We start from the raw sequence: 25,693 nt of genomic DNA, 5'->3' as shown, positions 1-25,693 counted from the left end.
AGCCGGAGGCGCAGGCTGAGCTTAGCGTTTACTTAGTTCGCCGCACTTGCTGAGGTATTATCGAAGCTAGTAAGGCGAACATACCAGAGAGCTTAGCGAAGGCAAGCCGGAGGCGCGGGCTGCCGATAATATGTTTAGGAGAAGAAAAAATGGCAAGAAAAAAAATTATTGCGGGCAACTGGAAAATGAATAAAACTCCCAGCGAGGCCGTTGCTCTTGTAGAAGAACTGAAACCACTTGTTGCGAATGATGAAGTAGATGTAGTATTCTGTGTACCGGCTATCGATATCGTTCCGGTTGTTGAGGCGGTAAAGGGAACAAACATCCAGGTTGGAGCTGAGAATATGTATTTTGAGGAGAGCGGCGCTTACACAGGCGAGATCTCCCCGGCAATGCTTGTAGACGCAGGCGTGAAATATGTAGTTCTCGGACACTCAGAGAGAAGAGATTACTTTGGTGAGACAAACGAGGATGTAAATAAGAAAGTCCTCAAAGCTTTCGAGCACGGCATTACACCGATTATGTGCTGCGGCGAGACTCTGGAGCAGAGAGAGCAGGGCGTTACAATGGACTTCATCCGGCAGCAGGTTAAAGTGGGTCTTCAGAATGTAACAGCTGATCAGGCTAAGACAATGGTTATCGCTTACGAACCCATCTGGGCCATCGGAACCGGCAAGACTGCTACAACAGAGCAGGCTGAGGAAGTGTGCAAAGGCATTCGTGAGTGTGTTGCAGAGGTTTATGATGAAGCTACAGCAGAAGCAATCCGTATTCAGTACGGCGGATCTGTAAATGCTGGAAACGCTGCAGAGCTGTTTGCGCAGGCTGATATCGATGGCGGCCTGGTAGGCGGAGCTTCTCTGAAGGCAGACTTCGGAAAGATCGTAAACTACAAATGATCGTAAACTACAAATAACGATAAACAGACTGTTTAAAAGTCAGAAAACAGGACTTCCGGTTTCAGATAAAAGGGATATGTTTCCCCAATATCTGGATCCGGAAGTTTCGCTTTACGGGAATGTCTGTTGTCTAAATCTACTAAAACAGTTTTTTTAAATTTGTCTGATCTGACAGTGGACAAAAAGCAGGCTGTGAGATACAGATGCCGGTTCTTATTACGAATGCAGAGGAACTTGGCGGAGTGACAGTTGAAGAGGACAAACTTATCATAGGAGGAGAATAGAATGGGATTTTCAAAGAATTTTCTCTGGGGCGGCGCTACTGCCGCAAATCAGTGCGAAGGCGCATGGAATGTTGACGGAAAGGGTGTTTCTGTATCAGACATCTGTACGGGAGGAAAGTTCGGACAGAGCAAACGGATTACTCCGATACCGGAGGAAGGAACTTTTTACCCCAGCCATGAAGGGATCCGGCACTATGAGAAGTTTAAAGAAGACATTGCCTTATTTGCGGAGATGGGATTCAAGTGCTATCGCTTTTCGATTGCATGGACCCGGATTTTCCCGAACGGCGACGAGACAGAGCCCAATGAAGCAGGACTGAAGCACTATGAGGAAGTAATTGACGAGTGCCTGAAATACGGAATCGAACCTCTGATCACCATATCGCACTACGAAGTGCCTTTCGGACTGACAAAGAAGTGCAATGCATGGGTCAGCCGGGACATGATCGGATATTTTCTGAATTACTGCCGGGCGATTTTTGAGAGATACAAAGGGAAAGTAAAATACTGGCTTACATTTAACGAAATCAACAGCTCCGTGGTGCCTATGGGGGCCCTTCTGAATCAGGGAATTCTCAATGATCTGGAGCATCCGACAGAATTTATGAAACAGCCATATCCCGCAGAGCGCGGCAGAAGCGTTTCCTGAACTGAAAGCGGGAACCTGGGGCGGCGCGGGAGAAACGGCGCTGTTCGGAGATCTGGCTTTGAAAGAGATTGACAAAGCATATGCCATGGATGTTCTGCTGGAACATCTGCATGCTTCTCCGGATGCTACGGTGGCTTTCGGAGATGCAAAGGTAGATATTCCCATGCTGGAACACAGCCGGATGGGCGTAGCTATGGGAAACGGAGGCCCGGAGATCCGGGCTGCGGCAGATTATGTGACCGATGATGTAGAATGTGACGGGCTTTGGAAAGCATTTTCCCATCTGGGGCTCCTGGAATAAGAAGAATTTCAGCAGTTATTTCGGCGGGCGGATAAGCTTTTGTCACAACCCCTGTTCTCCGTCTTGCAAAATTGTTTAAAAGCGGGTACAATATTTAACGGGATAAATCCCCAAATGTACAGAATAAAGGAGATATGGATATGAGCAAGAAACCAACCGTATTGATGATATTAGACGGCTACGGCTTAAGAGATGACAAACATGGAAACGCAGTGGCAGAGGCGGCTACACCGGTCATGGACAAGCTGATGGCTGAGTGCCCGTTTGTGAGAGGAAATGCCAGCGGCATGGCAGTAGGACTTCCGGACGGCCAGATGGGAAACTCCGAGGTAGGACATCTGAACATGGGCGCAGGACGTATTGTTTATCAGGATCTGACCAAGATTACAAAAGCGATTCAGGATGGGGATTTCTTTGAGAATAAAGCGCTTGTGGCAGCATGTGAGAACGTTAAGAAGAATGATTCCTCGCTTCATTTGATGGGACTTGTGTCTGACGGCGGCGTGCACAGCCACAATACACATATTTACGGACTTCTTGAGCTGGCAAAGAGACAGGGAATCGAGAAGGTATACGTACACTGCTTCCTTGACGGACGTGATACGCCTCCGGCATCCGGAAAAGAGTATGTGGAAGAGCTGGAAGCCAAAATGAAAGAGATCGGAGTAGGGCAGGTTGCTACGGTTGCAGGCCGCTACTATGCCATGGACCGTGATAACCGCTGGGATCGCGTGGAGAAAGCCTACAGAGCACTTGTAAAGGGCGAGGGAGACGAAGCGGTTTCCGCGACAGAGGGAATTCAGGCTTCCTATGATAAAGATGTGACAGATGAGTTTGTTGTGCCCATGGTAATTATGAAAGACGGCGCTCCGACAGCAACGGTAAAGGATGGAGATTCCATTATCTTCTTTAATTTCCGTCCGGACCGGGCAAGAGAGATCACCAGAACATTCTGCGATGATGACTTCACAGGATTCGACAGAGGCGAGAGAGTAAAGACAACTTATGTGTGCTTCACAGAGTATGATGTGACAATTCCGAACAAGAAGGTAGCCTTTGTAAAAGAAGAGATCACAAATACATTCGGAGAATTCCTTGCGGCTCATAACATGAAACAGGCCCGTATTGCCGAGACAGAGAAGTATGCTCATGTAACCTTCTTCTTTAACGGCGGCGTTGAGGAGCCGAATCCGGGTGAGGACCGCATCCTTGTAAAATCTCCCAAGGTTGCGACATACGACCTGAAACCGGAGATGAGCGCTTATGAAGTATGCGACAAACTGGTCGAGGCGATCAAATCCGGCAAATACGACGTGGTTATCATCAACTTCGCAAACCCGGATATGGTAGGACATACCGGAGTTGAGAATGCGGCGATCAAGGCAATCGAGGCGGTTGACGAGTGTGTCGGAAAGGCAGTAGATGCAATCAAAGAAGTGGACGGACAGATGTTTATCTGTGCTGACCACGGCAATGCGGAACAGCTGATAGATGAGGAGACAGGCGAGCCGTTTACCGCTCATACAACAAACCAGGTTCCCTTTATCCTTGTAAACGCAGATCCGTCCTACAAACTGAGAGAAGGCGGATGCCTGGCTGATATCGCTCCGACTCTGATTGAGATGATGGGAATGGAGCAGCCCAAAGAGATGACAGGAAAATCACTGATTGTAAAATAAAGAAGATCAGATATAGAAAAAGCTGCACAGAGGCACGGCATGAATACAGCCGGGCCTCTGTCTGTATGTAAAGCCGGCAAAAGCCGGCTTTCAGAAGGAGAATATGAAATATGCGGGAAAAACTGACAAAAAGTGATGTGGAAAAAATACAGGCAGAGATCGATCACCGTAAGCTTGTAGAGAGGAAAGAACTGATTGAAGCGGTAAAGGAGGCCCGTTCCCATGGAGATCTGAGTGAAAATTTTGAGTATCACGCGGCCAAAAAGGAGAAAAACCGGAATGAAAGCCGGATCCGCTATCTGGAGAGAATGCTGAAGACAGCCATAATCGTGGAAGATCATTCGAAAGCAGATGAGGTCGGGTTAAATAATACAGTTGAGATCTACTGCGAAGATGATGATGAGACAGAGACATACCGGATCGTTACGTCTGTCCGGGGCAGTTCTCTGAACGGCCTGGTCAGTATTGAGTCGCCCATAGGAAAAGCACTTCTGGGACATAAAGAAGGCGACCGGGTCTACGTGAAAGTCAATGATGACTACGGATATTATGTTGTAATACGGAAGGTAATCAAAACAGAAAGCGAAGAGGAAGATCATATCAGAAGTTTTTAGAGATTATCAGACGGAAAAGATATATTATGCTGCAGTATCTCTGTTAATATTTTCATGAGAGGAGAAAAGAAAATATGAAATACACAACAGCTGTGTTTGATCTGGACGGAACAATTACGGATTCCTGTCCCGGAATTTTAAATTCGATCCGTTATGCTCTGAAAAAACGGGGAATCAGTGAGCCGGAGGAAGGTGTGCTTCGTTCTTTTATCGGACCGCCTCTTCAGCAGCAGTTTCAGAGGGTTTTTCATCTGTCCGAAGAAGAGGGAGCAGCAATGGTTTCTATATACCGGGAATATTACGGGGAGAAAGGCATTTTTGAGAACCGCGTATATGACGGTGTGCCGGAGATGCTCAGACAGCTTAAAGCAGCAGGAATTAAAGTACTGATGGCCACTTCAAAGCCGGAAAAATACGCAGGACAGATTGCGGAGCATTTTGGATTTGATCAGTATTTTGATTTTATAGGCGGCGCATGTATGGACGGAACACGAACAGTCAAACATGAGGTGATTGAATATGTACTTGAGACATGCGGTATTTCTGAAGCTGACAGAAAAAATACCGTCATGATCGGCGACCGCCGTCACGATATAGAAGGAGCAAAACAGTCCGGACTTCACAGTCTGGGAGTATTATACGGATATGGCAGCCGTGAAGAACTGGAACATGCAGGAGCAGAAGCGATTGCAGAGACTCCGGCTGATGTGGCCGGACAGATTCTGGGATAATTGAGTGCAGAACAGAAAATGGATCTCGCATGTCCGCTTTACAGAAACTTTGCATAATCAGAAGAATAGTTTTTACATCCTCTGTTTAAAATAAATATGCAGCAGTAAAGAGAATGGTACTCTTTAACAGATTTATGCATAGGATGACATATGAGATAAAACGGGGGCCTGAAAATGTACAGAGGATTGTGGAATTTTATTAACAAATATACGGACGAGAGTCATGCAGTATCTATTTTTCTTCCGGTTATGATCATGGGCTGGACGCTGGCAGGACTGGCGATTGGCCTGGTCGTATGCGCATGTACCGGAACAGGTATTATGGCGGCGCTTGCAGATCTGATCTGTGCCGGCGGATATGCGGGCCTGATTCTCGGATTGTTCGGCGGATGCTTCTTCCTTTACCGGATCGGTGTCTGATGCCGCGGAAATCCGGCTCAATAGAAATGTGTAAATGAAAAATAAGAATCGAACGTCCCCTGCCGGGATTGACTAATGCAAGTCAATCCCGGCAGGGGACGTTCTGTATCTTTTCTAAAGAAGACCGGTCCAGCTGTATAAAGGCCATATGGAAAACCATTTTATGACAGGAAGTCCCATTTCGCTCAGAATAAGTGGGACGGCAAACAGCAGCAGCGTCAGAAACAGCGCCTGAAAGGCGTTTTTCCTCCAGCGGGACAAAAGCAGGACGAGAAATGTTATGAGAAGTACAGCGCCGGCCTGAATCAATGCTGCCAGGAACAGAAAGAGCAGAATCGGCATATTGAGGAGGAAATGACTGTATTGTGGTATGTTCTGTATTCCTGCCTGCAGTTCCCCCATGGGATAGACTTCTGAAATGGAAATCCAGCGGAAGATCCAGGGAAAAAGAGTGATTCCGATGCACACAAAACTGCAGACCAGATATTTGCTCCGGAGTACTTTCCTGCGGCCGCAGCGGGTGGCAGAAAGCAGTTTCCACATTCCTCTGCTGTCCTCCAGCGCCATTACATCTGAGAAGGAGAAGCAGATACAGAGGACAAGAAGGAGCAGATCGGTCAGAAGACTGTCGTCTATGCTGCCGAGAAGGTAAAGATACCCGGTATCATAGACAAAGATGCCGCCGTTTTCCAGAATCTTTTCATATTGAGCCAGGACTCTCTGAAAGGCAGGATAGAAAGACATTTCGCTTTCCCAGGGCAGTTTCATACTTTCACCGGTACTTTCGCTGATCGCGCCGTCTGCTGTCATACGGTCGATTTTTTTGATCTGTGCGGATGCCTCATCAAAGCGTGCCTGTTCGGAAGCAATAAGCGCCTCTTTTTCTTCGTTCAGTTCTCCTTCTAAAGATTTCATCAGTGTCTGATAGTATTCTTCTCCTGCTGACGGGACATATTTCCTTCCCAGATCCGTCCATCCGAGAATGCATACAAATGCTGCTGCAACAAACAGGATGCGGTTTGCAAAAAGCAGTTTGTAACTTTCATGGCACAGCAGGCTGCTGTGAGGGCGGAAGGGCATACGAAAGGAAAAAATTTTCCGGCGCAGGGTCAGATGTCTTCCACGGGCGAACAGTACGAAAGTGAGCGACAGACCTGCTGCGAGAAAGAGTGCCAGCGCAGTCAGAGAGCAGGCAGGGCGGCTGACCGGATATCCCAGAATACTCAGATTTAAATAGTTCCCCCATATCTGATCCGTCCGGAGCAGCCCGAAAAAAGAAAGATATTTTAACAGATTCCATCCGGAATAAGAGGGAATCTGTGTGTAGAAAATCCAGTTTACTGTAAGAAAGCCGATTCCTGCCAGCTGGGGTGAGAAGCTGCGGGAGGCGAAAATGGCGAAGGCGGACAGCAGCAGTCCGAAGCAGAAAACTGTAATAGCTTTTCCGGCTGTTGATGCCAGAAGAAAAGTACTTATGGAAACCGGCACACTGCTTTCCGTATAAGAGGCCACCGACTGGAGCGCTGCGGTCAGGTCTCCGGCTCCCGCGGCTGATATGCCGAACAGCAGACCGGTGCCAAAGAGCAGAAACGTGAGGGTGACACAGTGGAGGAAAAGCGCGGCAATGCGGGCCGCCATATCCACGGCCACACCCCGCCTCGAAGCTCTTGTAACCGCAAAAAGTTCCTTTTCCTTTTCTTCCGCGATCAGCTGTCCCACAAAGAGAAATACCGAAAGAAGCAGAAGAAGATCCGAAACAGGATTTTCCAGTGCCATGGTGATCCCTTTTGCGGGAAACCAGCGGATATTTTCCCCGGTCATGCCGCTGTGGTCCTCCGCACTTTTCCTGATATTCCGGCTGGTGAAGGATTCTTCTGATCCGCCGGACTGAAAGATTGAGATACCGCTTAAGCGGGAACTGTTCTCCTGTACCGTCCGGATATAATCGTCATAACGGGATACAACGCTGATTTCTTCATACAGCTGATCTGCCAGTGCCTGTTCTTCCTCCAGAGAATGGGTGTAGGTAAGATAATTCCCGGTCCGGTAAATTTCGTAATACTTTTCATAGATTACGGAACTGCTGTTCATACGCTGCCTGGCAAGTGCGTTCCCTGCCTCGGTCCCCTGAGCGAAAAGATTCCGGACTTCTTCCACCAGGGCAATGCCGTCGGTCTGTTCCTTCAGCCCCTGGATATAATCCAGCTTTTCCGGCTCTGTCATTCCGGAGATGTCCCGGCATACAGCCCGGTAAGCTGAAAGAGGAGGCTCTCCCTGGACAGGCCGGTTCAGGTACCACAGAAAAAACAGATTAAGGAAGATGAGAAGAGCCATAAGGCCGGGGAAGCTTTTCCTTCCCCAGACTTTTTTCAGCTCAGACCGGATAAGACAAATCATATGCGGCCTCCTTTCCGGCAGCTCTTTTTTTGAATACCTGTAAATATACCTGTTCCAGATTTTCTGCCTGATTCCATTTCCGGCAGAGATCAGGGACTGTGCCCTGATCTACGATACTGCCTTCTCTGAGAAGGATGATTTCTCCGGCTGCAGATTCAATATCGGATACCACATGGGTTGAAACAAGAATGATTCTGTCCCCGGACATATTTTTTATCGTTTCCCGGATTCTGACCCTTTCTCTGGGGTCCATTCCTGCGGTAGGTTCATCCAGGATGATCAGACTGGGATCTCCAAGAATGGCCTGGGCGACAAGAATTCTCTGCTTCATGCCGCCGGAATATGTTCCGATCAGCCGGCCGGCTTCGTCCGCCATATTTACACAGGACAGGACGCGGTGTATTTCTTCTTTCTGTTTCTTTTTCGGAATGCCTTTGAGGGCGGCCATATAGGAGAGAAAGCGAAGACCGGTAAAATTGTCGTAAAGGCCCTGCTGCTGGGGTGCATAGCCCAGCAGACTCCGGTATGCGGCGCCCATTTTCAGGATCTCTGTTCCATCCCAGAAAATCTGCCCCGAAGTGGGAGCCAGATTCCCTGTGATAAGGCTCATCAGCGTGGACTTGCCTGCGCCATTCGGGCCGAGAAGGCCATACACGCCTTCTTTTAATGTAAGAGAGACCTGATCCAGAGCCTTTTTCCTTCCGTATTGTTTCGTTATTTTATTTAATTCCAGCATTTCAGATTCCCTCCTGGATCATTTTTACAGGTGTGTAGTCCGGCACGCTGTTCAGCAGGTCTTCCAGTCTGATCAGCCCGTACTGGTAGCGGGAAATTTCATAGGAGCCGTCCCCGTTGTCAGTATATTCATAATCATAGATTACCAGCGCGCGGCCGCCGGCTTCTGCCATCAGATCCAGCGGCCATCCAAGTGCCTCGTTGGTCAGGCTGCAGTCATATACCTTTCCTGTGTCTGTATCGATGAAGCTGTAGCAGGGATCTTCTGCTGTGTTGTAACTGGTGCAGCACAGCAGACTGCCAAGGGTGCCGGACAGATCGTTCCTGGACAGACTGGCGACAACGCTTTCCTCACCGGTCAGAGGATCGATTTTTAAAATGTCCTTACCGGAATCATCTGAAATATACAGAAATCCGTTTAAAATACATTCAGAAGAGGAATTGCCGCAGGACCGGGTGCAGATTACGGCTTTTTTTCCGTCAGACAAGTCCAGCGATGCATATACCAGTTTTGTTTTTTTCAGGATATCCATATAGCTGTCTTCGTCGAGAGCGGCAGCATCCTGTTCTGTCATGCCGTCCGGATACTGATATGTCTCCAGAATAATCCGGTTTCCGGCACAGCCGATTACCTGCCAGTTCAGTCCGTCGTCAAAATCCAGCGGACATACAGAACGGGTTTCCCGGCTGTCCGGATCAAGGCAGATGAGCTGCCGGTCGGAAGCCGTAGTATAGGTGCCGGAGCTGATCTGAGCAGTGCCCAGCTTTTTGGTTACAAAATACAGGCCGCCGGGGCCGCCAAAAGCCACGTCTTCCACGGTGGCGTTGTCGTCAAAGGTGTAGATCTGTTCCCGGCCGGACCCGTCCGGATTCATGCGGTACAGGACAGAGGGCCTGGTTTCCGTTTCGGTTTCGCCTGTAATCGTAATGACCGTTGTGCCGCTCGTGTCGGGGAAACGGTCCAGGTAGTAGAGAAAACCGTCCCATAGAAAGATTCTGCCGTCATAAGATGCATCTGAAAAAACAGATGTACATGCCTGCGTATCATGTCTGCAGCTGCTGTCGCTGCACAGATAGACTTCCTGACAGGTGGCATAATCCATGTACATCAGATGAGAAGCATAGCTGCCGTCAGAAAGTTCGGTTTGTTTTTCGGTGAGATAATAGAACCCCTCATCCGTACTGCAGAAACGGCTGAACAGACCGGTGTGATGAATCAGAGAAACCAGTTCATCAGAATTGCTGTCGGAAGAAATATCCGGAACATCGCTGCCGGATTCCCGGTCAGACCCGTCATCGGTCTGTTCCGGATTTCCGGTATAATGATCGGAAGAATTTGTCCCGCATGCAGAAAAAATGCATCCGCAGACTGCAGTCAGTAATACTGCCGCCTTTGCAGCAGCAGGTTTTCGGGAATATTTCCTGAAAAAATTCATAAAAAAGACCTCCTTGTTATTTTGTAATATGGATGTTCCCGCCGGCAGGGAAAACAGAAAACTGCTTTCCCGGTACTCTGCGGGAGATCCGGTTTACTACAAGGAGATCATATTTGAAAAAAGTCAAATTCCCGTCAAATGGATAAAGTGAAAGATACAGCAGCCCCGCCTTTTTCCCCGTTTCGCAGTGTAAGGCTGCCGCCATGATTCCGGCAGAGAACCCGGCAGATTGCAAGTCCCATACCGGAGTGTGTCCCGTCACTGTCTATGGAAGCATATCGGCTTGCGGAATTCAGAATTTTATCCGGAAATCCGCTGCCGTCATCGGATACCGTCGCATGCAGCATTCCGGATTTGCAGGAAAAACGGACGCAGATCTCTTTCTTTGCAAACCGTACAGCATTGCCGATGAGATTTTCAAGAATACGGTAGAGTATTTTGGCATCCAGCGAGACTTCCTGTTCTGACACGGCATTCTTCCAGTTCAGTTCCAGATGTTCTTTTTCCGCCAGCAGAGAAAGATCGGCGAACATTCTGTCTGAGAGTAGGGAAAAGGAGACCGGCCGGGGCTGGATCTCCAGTTCTTCCAGCCGGCTGATGGTTCTGAGAGATTCCGTGTAGCGGTCCAGGCGCTGTGCTGTCTGCATAATATGATCGGCCGCGGACAGGACTTTTTCTCTGTTTATCTGTTCTTTCGTCAGATGGAACTGAAGGTACTGGGCGTATCCCTGGATAATTGCAATGGGATTGCGCAGATCATGGGCTACGGAACCCTGTAATTCCCGCCGTTCTTCCAGCATACGCCACAGCTTCTGGTAGTTCTCTTTTAAAGTCTGTCTCATTTTTTCAAAGGAATCACACAACATCCCCATTTCATCCCGGCTGCGGCAGGATATCTGAAAGTCCAGATTCTGGCCGGCAATCTCCCGGGATGCGGATGCAAGAAGAGAAATCGGCGTTTTCAGTTTCCTGCGGTAAAAGGTCAGTCCGCACAGAAGAATTCCTGCAAGAGAAAAGATAACAGGCAGAGCCGTCATCCCGATCTGACTGCCGTGGTAGGCAAGTTTCCGGCGTGGAGAAAGGGCAGAAAAACTGTTTTCAATGGAGGTGACAGAATACCGGACATCCGGTTCTCCTGCAGAGGGATCTTCCGAATTGTATTCAGTGGGGACATTCCGGGGAATTTCCTGCAGCGCGTCATTAAGAGACATGAGCACAGTGGTGCTTGTGCTGCTTCCGTCGGGATAGTCGCTCTGGACGGTAAGATAGACCTGATCAGAGTCGGGGAGAAGATAGTTCTGCAGAGAAAGACAGCTCCAGATTACAAGAGCAGAGAGAACCGTAACCAGTAAAAATGTGGTCAGGACATACAGAATAAAGGATTGTCTCAGCCCGGACAAACGGGACTTCTGTTTTACTGCTTCCATTTGTAACCAACCCCCCAGACTGTTTCAATATAATCCCGACCGGTAGTTTTCTGCAGCTTCTGCCGGATTTTGCTGATGTGTTCTTTGATGACGGCACTGTCTCCCGCTGCGTCCAGTCCCCATACTCCTTCATAGATCCGCTCCCGGTCAAACACCTGTCCCGCATGAGTGATAAGAAATTCAATAATATCAAATTCACGGCGGGAAAAATCAATTTTTTCCCCTTTATAATGTACCGTCCGGTTTGAAAGGTTTACCAGCAGTTCCCGGGAAGCCAGAAGACGGGAACTGTTCCTGCTCCGTGCTTCTCTGCGCAGATGTGCCGCGATCCGGGCCGCTGTTTCCGGCAGACTGAAAGGTTTGGTAATATAATCATCGCCGCCGAGAAGCAGACCATTGATCCGGTCCTGCTCGGAGGCCCGGGAGGTGAGAAACAGAATCGGACAGGAAACCTCGTCACGGATCATTCTGCAAAGTTCCAGACCGTTCATGCCGGGCATGTTAATATCCAGCAGGATGAGATCGGGAGAAAACCGCAGCATGTCCAGAGCCTCTTTTCCGTCTGCCGCAGTACAGGTAAAATACCCGAGGTCACTGAGATAGTCAGATAAAAGACTGACAAGCATAGGTTCATCATCAACAATTAATATTTTCTCTGGCATAGCCGAATACTCCTTTCACATCTATAAGTCAGCAGTATACACAAAAAAAATCAAAAAATAGTCAAAAATGAAGATTTGTTACAGAAAATCCTCTGCCGGAATGGACTGACAGAGGATTTTATATTGTGAAAAACGTCCCGGGGAAGAAGTCCCTGCAGGTTCTTCCAATATGAAGTCCTCATCTGCAAATTCCGGAAGATGATTTCTGTTATGGAAAGAAAGCGCAGCGGAAGTTCACAGGACATCCGGGCGCAATTCGTGTATTTATAAGACAATGTTCCTGTCGGAGCTTTTCTGGCTGAGAGAAAAAGAAGTTCGGGCGTGGGATGCCATAAAACAAAACATGAAGTGGGAGCGTTCCGAAAAGCATTTGTTCTGGATGTTAGCCGGTGTCAAATGAGAGTCCCATTGGACGAACATTTGATTCCGGTGTTACATCCATTCAAATCTTTGAGGTAGAGCGGAACGGTTTTGTTTTATGGCATCCCACGCCCGAACGGACATTTATTTCTCGAAGTTTTCTTTTTCAAGATTTTTGAATGCAGTGGACAGCATCAGCTTGATTCTGTTAAGCTGGTTTACTTCACTTGCTCCGGGATCGAAGTCGATTGCGACGATGTTGGATTCCGGGTGTCTTCTTCTCAGCTCTTTGATTACGCCTTTTCCTACTACATGGTTCGGCAGGCAGGCAAAGGGCTGTGTGCAGACGATGTTTCCTGCGCCGCTGTGGATCAGTTCCAGCATCTCGCCGGTCAGGAACCAGCCTTCTCCGGTCTGATTTCCGATGGAAACGATTTCGGAGGCCATTTTTGCCAGATCCTCAATGTGTGCCGGCGGAGCAAAGTGTTTGCTTGCGGCAAATGCCCTGGAAGCAGGACCGCGCAGCCACTCCACAGCTTTGATTCCCAGATTTCCGATCAGTGCTTTTGTCTTCTTGAATCCCAGATGGGAGACCTTGAAGTTCTGGTTGTAGAAGCAGTACTGCATAAAGTCGATCAGATCAGGAACGACTGCTTCGGCTCCCTCTGCCTCCAGCAGATCTACCAGATGGTTGTTGGCGGCCGGCAGGAATTTTACCAGGATCTCGCCTACGACACCTACACGGGGCTTCTTAATATCGAGAATTTCAATATTGTCAAAGTCGTTGATAATGTCGTGGCAGAGCTTCCGGAATTTCCGGCGGGACGGGTATCCCTCGGATACAAATTTCCGGACCACTTCCACCCATTTCCGGTGAATCGCATTTGTAGTACCGGGCACTGCCTCGTAAGGACGCATCCGGTAAACACATTTCATAAAGATATCACCGAATACTGCCGCGTATGCGATCCGCACGGCGAGAGGCAGGGTGATCTTGAATCCCGGATTGGCCTCCAGTCCGCTTAAGTTGATGGAGATTACCGGTATATGTCCGTATCCGGCTTTCTTCAAAGCACGGCGGATAAAACCGATATAGTTGGACGCGCGGCAGCCGCCCCCGGTCTGGCTGATGATAACCGCCAGATGATCGGTGTCATAATTTCCGGAAAGGATAGCGTCCATAATCTGTCCGACAACGATCAGCGACGGATAGCAGGCATCATTGTTAACATATTTAAGACCCATGTCCACGGCCTGACGGTTGTCGTTCGGAAGCACTTCGATCTTGTATCCTGCGGCTCTGAAAGCGGGCTCCAGAAGTTCGAAGTGGATCGGTGACATCTGGGGGCAAAGGATCGTATGGGTTTTGCGCATTTCTTTTGTAAACGGCACTTTTTCAATGGAAGCCGGACGGATAGTGCGTTCTGTCTTTTTCTGTTCCCTGACGCGGATGGCTGCAAGCAGGGAGCGGACGCGGATCCGGGCAGCCCCCAGGTTGTTAACCTCATCAATTTTCAGCGTCGTATAAATTTTATCAGAACCGGTCAGAATATCTGCCACTTCATCCGTAGTTACGGCGTCCAGTCCGCAGCCGAAGGAATTCAGCTGGATCAGATCCAGATTCTCCGTTGTTTTTACATAATTCGCTGCTGCGTACAGACGGGAATGATACATCCACTGGTCCATAACGTTTAAGGGACGTTCTACCGGATTTAAATGGGAGACAGAATCTTCTGTCAGCACGGCAATATTGTAGGATGTGATCATTTCGGGCAGCCCATGGTTTACTTCCGGATCAATATGGTACGGACGTCCGGCAAGAACAATACCTCTGTTTCCTGTCTCATTCAGGAATTTAATGGTTTCCTCGCCTTTCCTGCGCATATCCTCACGGCAGGCGGCAAGTTCTGTCCATGCATCATGAACGGCGGATCTGATTTCTTTTTCATTTAATGAGAATTTTTCGCCCAGCTCTTCAATCAGACGGTAGGACAGGGTCTCCTCACTTTGAAAAGAAAGGAAGGGATGGATAAAATCAACTTCCCCGTTTACGATGGGATCCATATTGTTTTTAATATTTTCCGGATAGGACGTTACAATCGGGCAGTTGTAATGGTTGTTGGCATCTTCAAACTCGTTCCGCTCATAGGGAACAGACGGGTAGAAAATATGTTTTACACCATTGTTGATCAGCCACTGTACATGTCCGTGAGCCAGTTTTGCCGGATAGCACTCGGATTCGCTGGGAATGGATTCGATCCCCAGCTCGTAAATCTTCCTGGTAGAAGACGGGGAGAGAACCACCCGGAAGCCCAGTTTCGTGAAAAATGTAAACCAGAACGGATAGTTTTCATATATGTTCAATACCCGGGGAATACCGATTGCCCCCCTTTTTGCGTCTCCTTCTGAAAGCGGTTCGTAGTCAAAATACCGATGAAGCTTGTAATCGAACAGGTTCGGCATGCTATTTTTTGACTTTTCTTTGCCGAGACCGCGCTCACAGCGGTTTCCTGTAATAAACTTACGTCCGCCGCTGAAATGGTTAATGGTCAGACGGCAGGTATTGGTACATCCGCGGCATTTTGTCATAGTCGTGGAGTACTCCATGGATTTGATATCATCAATGGAAAGCATGGTAGTGCCTTCACAGTCCGTATATCTTTCTCTGGCAATCAGAGCTGCTCCAAAAGCGCCCATAATACCGGCAATGTCCGGACGGATTGCCTCGCAGTCCGCAATTTTTTCAAAACTTCTCAGAACGGCATTATTATAGAAAGTACCGCCCTGAACGACAATATGATTTCCAAGTTCCTGCGCGCTGGATACTTTGATTACCTTAAAAAGCGCGTTTTTGATAACGGAGTAAGCCAGGCCGGCAGAAATATCCGCTACAGAAGCACCCTCTTTCTGAGCCTGCTTTACTTTTGAATTCATAAATACAGTACAGCGGGTTCCCAGATCAATGGGATTCTGGGCATAAAGGGCCTCATGGGCAAAGTCTTCCACCGAATAATTCAGAGATTTCGCAAAAGTCTCGATAAAAGAACCACATCCGGAAGAACATGCCTCGTTCAGCTGTACACTGTCAACGGTCTGATTTTTGATTTTGATGCATTTCATATCCTGGCCGCCGATATCGAGAATACAGTCTACATCCGGTTCGAAGAATGCGGCGGCGTAGTAATGAGCTACCGTCTCCACTTCACCCTCATCCAGCATGAGAGCTGCCTTGATCAGGGCTTCTCCGTATCCGGTAGAGCAGGAGTGTACGATTTCAACTCCTTCCGGAAGCTGTTCGTAAATATCTTTAATAGCGGAGATAGTTGTTCCCAGAGGATCTCCGTCATTGTTGTGATAGAAAGAATAGAGCAGCGTGCCGTCTTCGCCTACAAGAGCAGCTTTTGTGGTTGTAGAGCCGGCATCGATTCCCAGGAATGCCTTCCCGCGATATGTTGCAAGATCCTTTACCGGAACCTGGTGTTTTGCATGGCGGGCAATGAATGACTCATATTCCGCATTCGTGGCAAATAAAGGCTCCAGACGGTCTACTTCGATTTCCATCTTTACTTTCCGCTCAAGCCGGTTCTGAAGTTCCCGGAGGGCAACCGGGGTATCCTTTTTTGAATTCAGTGCAGAACCGATAGCGGCGAACAGATGAGAATGGTTCGGCGCGATAATATGTTCATCATCCAGCTTCAGCGTGCGGATAAATGCAGCCCGGAGCTCGGAAAGAAAGTGAAGCGGTCCTCCAAGGAAGGCCACATGGCCCCGGATCGGTTTTCCGCAGGCGAGGCCGCTGATGGTCTGGTTTACCACTGCCTGAAAAATGGAGGCTGCAAGGTCCTCCTTTGAAGCTCCGTCATTGATCAGAGGCTGAATGTCAGATTTGGCGAATACACCGCAGCGGGCTGCAATCGAATAAAGCGCCTTATAATTCTTCGCATATTCATTCAGGCCGGAAGCGTCTGTCTGAAGCAGGGAAGCCATCTGGTCAATGAAGGATCCTGTACCTCCGGCACAGACGCCGTTCATTCTCTGTTCTACATTTCCGCCTTCAAAATAAATGATCTTTGCATCCTCGCCGCCCAGCTCAATGGCTACATCTGTCTGGGGCGCGTAGTCCTGAAGCGCTGTGGAAACGGCAATAACTTCCTGAACAAAAGGTACGCCGAGATTTTTGGCAAGCGTCAGTCCGCCGCTGCCGGTAATTACCGGAGAGACATAGATCGGCCCCAGTTTATAGAGCGCGCGTCCAAGCAGGTCTGAAAGTGTCTCCTGAATATTTGCATAATGCCGTTCATAGTCGGAGAAGAGCACCTCGTTTTCTTCGTCCAGAATCGCTATTTTAACTGTTGTGGAACCGATGTCGATTCCCAGAGTATGTAATTCTTTCGGATTCATAGTATGATCTCCAATCTTCTGTGTAATAAATATATGTGAGTTTCTACATATTAAATGTAATTTTAGATTTACAGCAATATACATTATACGACAGGAATCGGGAAAAGACAATTGTCATTATTATGCGGGATTGGCAGATTCTGCTTATGCTTATGGATATTTTACATAAAGTTTATATGAAAGCACGGAAGAGGAGGTAACATCTGTTTGACAAACCTTGTATGTGACGGTACAATTACACATGGAAATAGAAAGAAAAAATCAAAGAAAGTTAGGGGTAATACAGTTGAACTGGCTTGACAAATTAGAAAGAAAGTTAGGACGTTTTGCAATTCCGAATCTGACGGTATATCTGCTGGTCGGCTATGTGATCGGCTTCGGCATCGTGAATCTGATGCGTGATATGGTAGGATATCTTACACTGGAACCGGCTCTGATATTAAGAGGGCAGGTATGGCGGCTGATCTCCTGGGTGCTGATCCCGCCTACCGACAACCTGATCTCTCTTGTATTTCTGGTACTTTTGTATTATTCGCTGGGTACGGCTCTGGAAAGAACATGGGGAAGTTTCCGGTATAATGTATATATTTTTTCCGGACTCCTGTTTACTGTACTGGCTGTATTCGGACTGTATGCGTTTTATTATTTCAGATATGGAGTGGAAGTACCCCTGTCTGCAGTCGGCCTGATCGGCACAAATTATATTACCATGTCCATTTTCCTGGCATTTGCGGTAATCTATCCCGATATGGAAGTCATGCTGTACTTTATTCTGCCGATAAAAATGAAGTGGATGGCGCTGGTATATGTAGTGCTGGCCGGATATGATTTTATTAATGGAGGTATCGGCATAAGGGTGGCAATTGGTGCATCGCTTCTGAATTTTGTTATCTTTTTCCTGTCTACGCGGAACTATAAGAGATTTGGCCCGAGAGAACAGGCGCGGAAGGCAAAATTTAAAAAGCAGTCAAGCCCCCATATGACTTATACGAACGGCGCGCATCATCGATGTGCGGTGTGCGGCCGGACGGAACTGGATGACCCGTGTCTGGAATTCAGGTTCTGTTCCAAATGCAACGGAAACTATGAATACTGTCAGGATCATCTCTTTACGCATGAGCATGTCAAATAGTGGGAAAACTTAAAACAAAAGACATGATGCATATGAGGGAAGTCTGTTTTGTATAAAAGGAGGATGTACATGAAGAAGACGAAAGTGGTCTGCACAATGGGCCCGAATACAAATAATAGAGAACTGCTCAGAAAGCTTATCCAGAATGGCATGGATGTGGCAAGGTTCAACTTTTCACATGGAGATCATGCCGAGCATAAACACAGAATGGATCTGGTAAAGCAGCTCCGGGAAGAAGAGCATACAAATACTGCCATACTGCTTGATACAAAAGGACCGGAGATCCGGACCGGCACTCTCAGGGATGGAAAGAAGGTTATGCTCAACACCGGAGACACTTTTACGCTCACCGTAGAAGAGATCGTGGGAGATAATAAAAAAGTATCCATCTCTTATCCGGGGCTGGTGGAAGACGTGGATACCGGCAGCACGATTCTGATTGATGACGGCCTGATTGGCCTGAAGGTGCAGCACAGGAAAGAAAAAGAACTTGTGTGTGAAGTTGTCAACGGCGGTGAGCTGGGTGAAAAAAAAGGCGTCAACGTACCTAATGTGGCAGTCCGCCTTCCGGCAATTACAGAAAAAGATAAGGACGATATCCGCTTTGGTGTGGAACAGGGAATTGATTTTATTGCGGCCTCTTTTGTGAGGAATGCAGAGTGTGTCCTTGAGATCAAGGCTTTTCTGAAGGAACTGAATGCTCCTTACACACCGGTTATCGCCAAAATTGAAAATGCCGAGGGAATCCGGAACATTGATGAAATTATCCGGGCGGCAGATGGAGTAATGGTTGCAAGAGGGGATCTGGGAGTTGAGATCCCGGCCGAAGAGGTCCCCTATCTCCAGAAAATGATTATTCAGAAATGCAACAGTAACTTCAAGACAGTTATTACTGCGACACAGATGCTGGATTCCATGATCCGCAATCCCCGCCCGACAAGAGCGGAAGTTACGGATGTGGCAAACGCAGTTTACGACGGAACTGACGCGGTGATGCTTTCCGGCGAGACGGCAGCGGGAAAATATCCGCTGGAGGCTCTCCAGATGATGATTCATATTATTGAAAATACGGAGCAGCATCTGGAATACGACAGAATGCTGGAAAAGGCCTATGGCCGGCTGAAAAGCAGTCTCTCCAGCGCTATCGGATATTCCTCCGTTCTGGCGGCGGCTAATCTGGACGCCAAATGTATTATTACGCCGTCTGTTTCAGGCGCTACCACAAGAGTTGTATCCAATCTGAGACCAAAACAGATGATTCTGGGCGTGACCCCGAATGAGAGGGCGCTGCGAAGAATGTCCATTTACTGGGGAGTTGTTCCGTTAAAATCCATGCAGTTCAGCACAACAGACGATATTTGTAACGGCGCCATAGAACTGGCTCTGGTAAAACAGTATGTGGAGCCGGGGGATGTGGTTGTACTTACCGCCGGGATCCCTTCATCCAATATACTACAGGAGAGAACATCTTCAAGCAATATGATGCGGATCGCTACGGTGGAATAGCCAGACGGGTCCGGCAGAAATACAAGAAGGAGAAAAATAATAATGAACAAAAGGCCATTTGTGACAAAAGAACAGGTTGAGGAGATTGTGAAAACCTATCCTACACCTTTTCATATTTATGACGAAAAAGGAATCAGGGAAAATGTGAAGGCGCTGAAAGAGGCGTTTTCCTGGAATCCGGGATATAAGGAATATTTTGCGGTAAAAGCTACGCCGAATCCGTTTCTTATTGATATTTTAAAGGAATACGGCTGCGGCTGCGACTGCTCTTCCTACACAGAGCTGATGCTTTCAGAGGCGGTCGGCGTGACAGGACATGACATTATGTTTTCTTCCAATGATACTCCGGCGGAAGATTTTGTCCTTGCGGATAAGCTGGGAGCGATTATCAATCTGGATGATATTACCCATATTGATTTTCTGGAAAAGACTATCGGGCATATTCCGGAGACGATCAGCTGCCGTTATAACCCCGGCGGACTCTTTAAGATCAGCAATGATATTATGGACAACCCGGGAGACGCAAAGTACGGCATGACAACGGAGCAGATCACGGACGCATACCGGATTCTGAAGGGAAAGGGCGCGAAAGAATTCGGGCTTCACGCTTTCCTGGCAAGCAATACAGTAACAAATGACTATTATCCGATGCTGGCAAAAGTTCTGTTTGAACAGGCTGTACGTCTTGCAAAAGAAACAGGAGTGCATATAGGTTTTATCAACTTGTCCGGCGGCATCGGCATTCCTTACAGACCGGATCAGGAACCGAATGATATTTATGCCATTGGGGAAGGTGTGCGTAAAGTGTATGAAGAAGTCCTTGTTCCGGCAGGAATGGGAGATGTTGCGATCTATACCGAGCTCGGACGGTATATGCTGGGACCATACGGCGGGCTTGTGACCAAAGCGATCCATGAGAAACATACGTATAAAGAGTATATTGGTGTGGATGCCTGTGCTGTAAATCTCATGCGCCCGGCCATGTACGGCGCATATCATCACATTACTGTGCTGGGAAAAGAGGATGCATCCTGCGATCATAAATATGACGTATCCGGCTCCCTCTGTGAAAATAATGACAAATTCGCCATTGACAGAATGCTGCCGAAGGTTGATATGGGTGACTATCTGTTTATTCATGATGCAGGAGCCCACGGGTTCTCCATGGGATATAATTATAACGGAAAACTCAGATCTGCAGAGCTTCTGCTCCGGGAAGACGGAAGTGTACGGATGATCCGGCGGGCGGAAACTCCTTCAGATTATTTCGCGACATTTGATTGCTTTCCGATCGGGGAGAAACTCATAAAAAAATGAAAAACAGTTGAAAAATCAACATGAATATGATAAGATTTTAGTCGGCCAGAGAGAGCGGTACATCGGCTCTCTCTGCTTTATTAGCCGCTGTGGCGGAATTGGCAGACGCACTTGACTCAAAATCAAGCGGTTCACCCCGTGCCGGTTCGAGTCCGGCCAGCGGCATTGAACTTATTCCCGGATATGCCTGAAATGCAGTGCTTTCAGGACTTCCGGGATTTTTTAAAAAAACGGGACGGAAAACCGGGGATATTTTTTCAGTGACATACATACATATATGTGATAGAATAACTTTCTGTAATGAAAAAGAAAGGAAAATGGTCTGCGGCTTTTTGGCAGTGGGCCAGAGGATAGAAAATGAAAAAAAACGAGAACAAATCGCCGGTAAAACTCATATTCCATATAATACAGGGAGCCCTGATCGGTCTGGGCGCCGTTCTTCCCGGTATTTCCGGAGGAGTTCTGAGTGTTATTTTCGGAATTTACAAGCCGGTTATGGAACTGCTGGCTAATCCGTTCCGCAATTTCAAAACCCATGTGCCAAAACTGATTCCCTATATTATAGGAATGGCAGTGGGATTTCTGGGAGTTGCCAAACTCCTGGCATTTGTGCTGGAAAAATATGAGAATCCTTCGGTCTGTCTGTTTGTAGGTCTGATTACCGGAATGCTTCCGTCTCTGTGGAGAGAAGCGGGAGAGCAGGGACGGAAAAGAGGTTCTTATATTTCCATGGCAGCTGCATTCGCTGTAATTCTGGCGCTGCTGCTTGCGCTGGGAGTTTCTTCTATAACAATAACTCCGGGATTTGGCTGGTATCTGTTTTGCGGATTCTGTCTCGCGCTCAGCGTAATCGCTCCGGGCATGAGCTTTTCAACGCTTCTGATGCCTCTCGGACTTTATACGCCTTTTGTAGATGGAATCGGCAGCATTGACATGAATATTTTAATTCCGGGAGGAATCGGTGCTCTTGCAACAGTAATCTGTCTGGCAAAACTGATCAATCTGCTTTTTGACCGGTTCTACACCTATGCTTTCCATGCAATTGTGGGAATTGTAGTGGCGGCTACGATTGTTATCATTCCGTTTGAAAGTTTTGCGGCGTCTGTGGAATCCTGCATTATAAATATTGTGTGCCTTGTTGTGGGAATTGTGGCGGCGCTTCTTCTGGACCGGTTCAACAGCAGTGTTGAGGTGGGCTGAACGGGATAACCTCAGGAATAGAAGGATTTTTGTTTCGTTATGAGGATGTAATTCAAATAGCAGAGCAGAAATAAAATATGGGCTGCTTTACCGTGGATTTTCGGTGAAGCAGCCCATTGCCGTTGCTTTTTTGTATTTAAAATTGGAAGACAAAATCTTTCAGGTCTGTAAATTTACTGATGCGCATTTTTGCATCAGGCACATCTCCGAAGCCATAGCCGGCAAAGATAAAAGGAATACCCGCCTCGGCGCAGGCGTCTGCATCACCCCGGGTATCTCCTACATAAACGGGATTTTTCAACCCGTTTCTTTTCATAAGAGAGAGGATGGTCTGTCCTTTGGAGGTCTGTGTTTCTCCGAAACACAGGTGGTCCTTTATAAACGGTTCCAGAGAACAGGTGCGCAGCAGCACTTCAATATAGCCCTTCTGGCAGTTGCTGACAATGAAAAGCGGATACTGTCCGGAAAGCACAGCCAGCGTATCGGTAACTCCGTCATACAGTTTTCCGGGATGGGTTTCAAGATAGCGGTTTTCATACTGAAAACAAACTTCCAGCAATTTTATGCGCTCTTTTTCCGGAAGACGGGAAAAAAGTGTATCCGCGATTTCTGTCATGGTTTTCCCGAATACCTGCTGCAGCGCATTCTCCGTAATTGTCAGATCCAGAGAGGAGTTTTCCTGTATTGCCAGGTTCCATGACCGGGCAACGCTGTCAGTGGAATCCCACAGTGTTCCGTCTACATCAAAGATAATACTGTCCATATACTGAGTCCCTTTCCTGTTTTTTGATTTTAAACTGCTACTCATAATACCATAAAATCAGCCTTTAAAAAAGAGGAAGTTTAGTGTATACTTTACTATTGAGTGAAAATCGGGTTATCCGGAAGGGAGAAGTATGGCAGATGAGAAAAAAGATCGTACTGATAGATGGACATAGTATTTTAAACCGGGCCTTTTACGGGGTGCCCGATCTGACAAATTCTGAAGGGCTCCACACAAACGCCGTGTATGGTTTTCTGAATATTATGTTTAAAATACTGGATGAAGAACAGCCGGAATATCTGACCGTAACCTTTGATGTGCATGCGCCTACATTCAGACATAAGATGTATGCGGATTATAAAGGCACGAGAAAACCTATGGCAGAAGAACTGCGCCAGCAGGTACCGGTAATTAAGGAAGTCCTGCAGGCTATGAATATTGAAATTATTGAACAGGCCGGACTGGAGGCAGACGACCTGCTGGGCACGATTTCGCGGATATGTGAAGAAAAAGGCATGGATGTGTCAATTATTTCCGGAGACAGAGACACGCTGCAGCTTGCTACGGAGCATGTGAAAATCAGGATTCCGAAGACAAAGCAGGGTAAAACGGAAGTGGAGGACTACAATGCCGCGGAAGTGAAAGAAAAATATGGGGTTACTCCTGTGGAGTTTATCGATGTGAAAGCGCTTATGGGCGACACTTCGGATAATATCCCCGGCGTTCCCGGAATCGGGGAAAAGACAGCTACAAAAATTATACAGGAATATGGAACGATTGAAAACGCACATGAACATGCAGAAGAGATAAAACCTCCCCGGGCCAGCAAAAATCTGCAGGAATACTGGGAACAGGCCAGAATGAGCAAGGCCCTAGCCACAATAGATATCCATGCTGATATCCGGTTTGATGTGGAAAAGGCAAGACATGGAAATCCCTACACAAAGGAGGCCCATGAACTGTTCCAGCGTCTTCAGTTTAAAAATATGCTCAGCCGTTTTGACGTTGAGCCGGAGGGCAATGCCATTGAAGAATGTTTCCGTGAAGTGTCGGACAGGGAAGAGATTCAGCATATATTTAAAGAGGCACGTCAGGCAGAGCGGGCGGGCGTCGCATTTTCCAGGGATCCGGGAAATGTTCTTCCTCTGTTTGCCCATCCGTCCGGATTTGGCAGAATTTCGCTGGCTTTCGGACCAGACCGGATTTATTCTATTCCATGTACAATGGAAACGGATATGGAGTTTCTTTTTTCGGAGGTTTCGGAACTTGCAGGAAGCATACCATGTTTTGCCGTATGCGGACTGAAAGAATATCTTTCTTATCTTCCCAAGGCGCGCCCGGAGACAGGGTTTGATGTGATCCTGGCGGCATATCTTCTGAATCCTCTGAAGAGCGACTATGATTATGAGGATGTGGCAAAAGAGCAGCTGGGAATTCTGATTGATGAAAAGCTGGATGATTCAGCCAGATCATGCTACGAGGCGTATACTGCTTTTGCGGCCGCTCCGCTTCTTGAAAAGAAACTGCAGGAAGAAGGTATGGAACGGCTTTTCCGGGAGGTTGAGATGCCGCTTGTATTTATCCTGTATGAGATGGAGCAGGCAGGGGTGAAAGTTGAAGGAGAAGCTCTGAAAGTATATGGAGATCAGCTGGGAGCAAGGATTACCGGGCTGGAGCAGGAAATATATGATATGGCCGGAGAAGAATTCAATATTAATTCTCCGAAACAGCTGGGGGTTATTCTATTTGAAAAACTTCAGATGCCTCATGCAAAAAAGACAAAGACGGGATATTCCACAGCGGCAGATGTGTTGGAAAAGCTGGCTCTGGATTATCCGATTGTGGCAAAGATCCTTGAATACAGGCAGCTGGCAAAACTGAAGTCAACTTATGCGGACGGCCTTGCTGTCTATATAGGAAGTGACGGGCGTATTCACGGCAGGTTTAATCAGACGGTGACAGCGACAGGCAGGCTGAGCAGTACGGAACCGAATCTCCAGAATATTCCGGTAAGAATGGAGCTTGGCCGTCTGATCCGCAAAGTTTTTGTACCGAAAGAAGGATGCGTATTTGTGGATGCCGACTATTCACAGATTGAACTGCGTATTCTGGCTCACTGTTCCGGAGATGAACAGCTGATTCAGGCATACCGGGAGGCGAGAGACATTCACAGGATGACGGCATCTCAGGTGTTCCATACGCCGTTTGAGGAAGTGACAGATCTGCAGAGGCGAAATGCCAAGGCGGTGAATTTCGGAATTGTATATGGCATCAGCTCTTTCGGGCTGAGCCAGGATCTGAGTATTACAAGAAAAGAGGCCGCTCAGTATATAGAACACTATTTTGAAACCTATCCGGGAGTTAAGAAATTTCTGGATGACTGCGTGGCAAGCGCGAAAGAAAAAGGATACGCTGTAACTCTGTACGGACGGCGCAGACCGGTGCCGGAACTGAAATCCAGCAATTTTATGCAGAGAAACTTTGGCGAGCGCGTGGCCATGAATGCGCCCATTCAGGGAACGGCGGCGGATATTATTAAAATTGCCATGATCGGCGTGCATAAAGAACTGAAAAAACGGAATCTGAAATCCCGCCTGATTCTTCAGGTTCATGATGAGCTTCTGATTGAAGCTGAGGAATATGAGGTGGAAGAGGTAAAAGAGATCTTAAAGGATCAGATGGAAAATGCGGCCAGTCTTTCCGTACCTTTACTGACAGATATGCATACGGGAAAGAACTGGTATGAGGCAAAATAGAAATAGCGGGGATTCCCGGCAGGA

Annotated in this window: 18 protein-coding genes, 1 tRNA gene and 1 pseudogene; 13 read left to right on the top strand and 7 right to left on the bottom strand. The window is 47.7% G+C overall.

Annotated features, from left to right (window positions below; genetic code table 11):
- Positions 1 to 149: 149 nt before the first annotated feature.
- The 7 genes and pseudogenes from tpiA to AC0QUU_RS10770 all read left to right on the top strand — a co-directional run bounded on the left by tpiA (position 150) and on the right by AC0QUU_RS10770 (position 5,577).
- A complete protein-coding gene (gene tpiA / locus AC0QUU_RS10800) occupies positions 150 to 899 on the top strand; it encodes a triose-phosphate isomerase (protein ID WP_474542735.1) in 750 nt (249 codons plus the stop codon).
- Between the two features lie 285 nt (positions 900 to 1,184).
- Positions 1,185 to 1,796 (top strand): annotated as a pseudogene (locus tag AC0QUU_RS10795) (glycoside hydrolase family 1 protein); the annotation flags it as partial.
- Positions 1,797 to 1,890: 94 nt separating this feature from the next.
- A complete protein-coding gene (locus tag AC0QUU_RS10790; RefSeq protein ID WP_474542734.1) occupies positions 1,891 to 2,133 on the top strand; it encodes an HAD hydrolase family protein in 243 nt (80 codons plus the stop codon).
- 140 nt (positions 2,134 to 2,273) lie between these two features.
- Entirely contained in the window at positions 2,274 to 3,812 is a 1,539-nt protein-coding gene (gpmI, locus tag AC0QUU_RS10785; RefSeq protein WP_474542733.1) for a 2,3-bisphosphoglycerate-independent phosphoglycerate mutase, read from the top strand.
- Positions 3,813 to 3,922: 110 nt separating this feature from the next.
- Positions 3,923 to 4,426, top strand: coding sequence for a GreA/GreB family elongation factor (locus AC0QUU_RS10780; protein ID WP_474542732.1), 504 nt, complete (start codon positions 3,923 to 3,925; stop codon positions 4,424 to 4,426).
- A gap of 74 nt (positions 4,427 to 4,500) precedes the next feature.
- Positions 4,501 to 5,157, top strand: coding sequence for an HAD family hydrolase (locus AC0QUU_RS10775; protein ID WP_474542730.1), 657 nt, complete (start codon positions 4,501 to 4,503; stop codon positions 5,155 to 5,157).
- Between the two features lie 174 nt (positions 5,158 to 5,331).
- Complete coding sequence (locus tag AC0QUU_RS10770) at positions 5,332 to 5,577, top strand: hypothetical protein (RefSeq protein ID WP_474542728.1); 246 nt, start codon at positions 5,332 to 5,334, stop codon at positions 5,575 to 5,577.
- Between the two features lie 114 nt (positions 5,578 to 5,691).
- Here the strand turns inward: AC0QUU_RS10770 and AC0QUU_RS10765 are convergent, their stop codons facing one another.
- The 6 genes from AC0QUU_RS10765 to AC0QUU_RS10740 form a co-directional block, all read right to left on the bottom strand.
- Positions 5,692 to 7,974, bottom strand: a complete 2,283-nt coding sequence (locus tag AC0QUU_RS10765; protein WP_474542726.1) for a hypothetical protein — start codon at positions 7,972 to 7,974, stop codon at positions 5,692 to 5,694.
- Positions 7,952 to 8,710, bottom strand: a complete 759-nt coding sequence (locus tag AC0QUU_RS10760; protein ID WP_474542724.1) for an ABC transporter ATP-binding protein — start codon at positions 8,708 to 8,710, stop codon at positions 7,952 to 7,954. The genes AC0QUU_RS10765 and AC0QUU_RS10760 overlap by 23 nt, the downstream gene beginning before the upstream one ends.
- Position 8,711: 1 nt before the next feature.
- On the bottom strand, positions 8,712 to 10,145 hold the full coding sequence (locus AC0QUU_RS10755; RefSeq protein ID WP_474542722.1) for a hypothetical protein: 1,434 nt from the start codon (positions 10,143 to 10,145) through the stop codon (positions 8,712 to 8,714).
- Between the two features lie 134 nt (positions 10,146 to 10,279).
- The gene (locus tag AC0QUU_RS10750) at positions 10,280 to 11,572 is read right to left on the bottom strand and encodes a sensor histidine kinase (RefSeq protein WP_474542720.1); all 1,293 of its coding nucleotides are present in this window, start codon (positions 11,570 to 11,572) and stop codon (positions 10,280 to 10,282) included.
- On the bottom strand, positions 11,560 to 12,234 hold the full coding sequence (locus AC0QUU_RS10745) for a response regulator transcription factor (RefSeq protein ID WP_474542718.1): 675 nt from the start codon (positions 12,232 to 12,234) through the stop codon (positions 11,560 to 11,562). Before AC0QUU_RS10745 ends, AC0QUU_RS10750 begins: the two co-directional genes overlap by 13 nt.
- A gap of 504 nt (positions 12,235 to 12,738) precedes the next feature.
- Positions 12,739 to 16,995 carry an acyl-CoA dehydratase activase-related protein gene (locus AC0QUU_RS10740; RefSeq protein WP_474542717.1) on the bottom strand — a complete coding sequence of 1,419 codons (4,257 nt, stop codon included), beginning with the start codon at positions 16,993 to 16,995 and terminating at the stop codon, positions 12,739 to 12,741.
- 286 nt (positions 16,996 to 17,281) lie between these two features.
- Between AC0QUU_RS10740 and AC0QUU_RS10735 the strand changes: the two genes are divergently transcribed.
- The 5 genes from AC0QUU_RS10735 to AC0QUU_RS10715 all read left to right on the top strand — a co-directional run bounded on the left by AC0QUU_RS10735 (position 17,282) and on the right by AC0QUU_RS10715 (position 22,150).
- Positions 17,282 to 18,127: a hypothetical protein gene (locus AC0QUU_RS10735; RefSeq protein ID WP_474542715.1), complete on the top strand. Its 846-nt coding sequence runs from the start codon at positions 17,282 to 17,284 to the stop codon at positions 18,125 to 18,127.
- A 69-nt stretch (positions 18,128 to 18,196) separates the two neighbouring features.
- On the top strand, positions 18,197 to 19,633 hold the full coding sequence (gene pyk / locus AC0QUU_RS10730; protein WP_474542714.1) for a pyruvate kinase: 1,437 nt from the start codon (positions 18,197 to 18,199) through the stop codon (positions 19,631 to 19,633).
- Between the two features lie 42 nt (positions 19,634 to 19,675).
- Positions 19,676 to 20,950, top strand: coding sequence for a diaminopimelate decarboxylase (locus tag AC0QUU_RS10725; protein ID WP_474542713.1), 1,275 nt, complete (start codon positions 19,676 to 19,678; stop codon positions 20,948 to 20,950).
- A gap of 83 nt (positions 20,951 to 21,033) precedes the next feature.
- Positions 21,034 to 21,115: transfer RNA gene (locus AC0QUU_RS10720), tRNA-Leu, on the top strand.
- Between the two features lie 192 nt (positions 21,116 to 21,307).
- Positions 21,308 to 22,150, top strand: coding sequence for a DUF368 domain-containing protein (locus AC0QUU_RS10715; RefSeq protein WP_474542712.1), 843 nt, complete (start codon positions 21,308 to 21,310; stop codon positions 22,148 to 22,150).
- 136 nt (positions 22,151 to 22,286) lie between these two features.
- Here AC0QUU_RS10715 and AC0QUU_RS10710 read toward each other — a convergent pair whose 3' ends face one another.
- On the bottom strand, positions 22,287 to 22,913 hold the full coding sequence (locus tag AC0QUU_RS10710; protein WP_474542711.1) for an HAD family hydrolase: 627 nt from the start codon (positions 22,911 to 22,913) through the stop codon (positions 22,287 to 22,289).
- A 140-nt stretch (positions 22,914 to 23,053) separates the two neighbouring features.
- On the opposite strand from AC0QUU_RS10710, the gene polA reads away from it, so the two are divergent.
- Positions 23,054 to 25,669, top strand: coding sequence for a DNA polymerase I (gene polA / locus AC0QUU_RS10705; RefSeq protein ID WP_474542709.1), 2,616 nt, complete (start codon positions 23,054 to 23,056; stop codon positions 25,667 to 25,669).
- Positions 25,670 to 25,693: the final 24 nt, after the last annotated feature.

Source organism: Mediterraneibacter sp. HA8405 (assembly GCF_056148955.1).
Note: the sequence above shows the minus strand (reverse complement) of the source record. Positions and strands in the feature narration are given on the sequence as shown.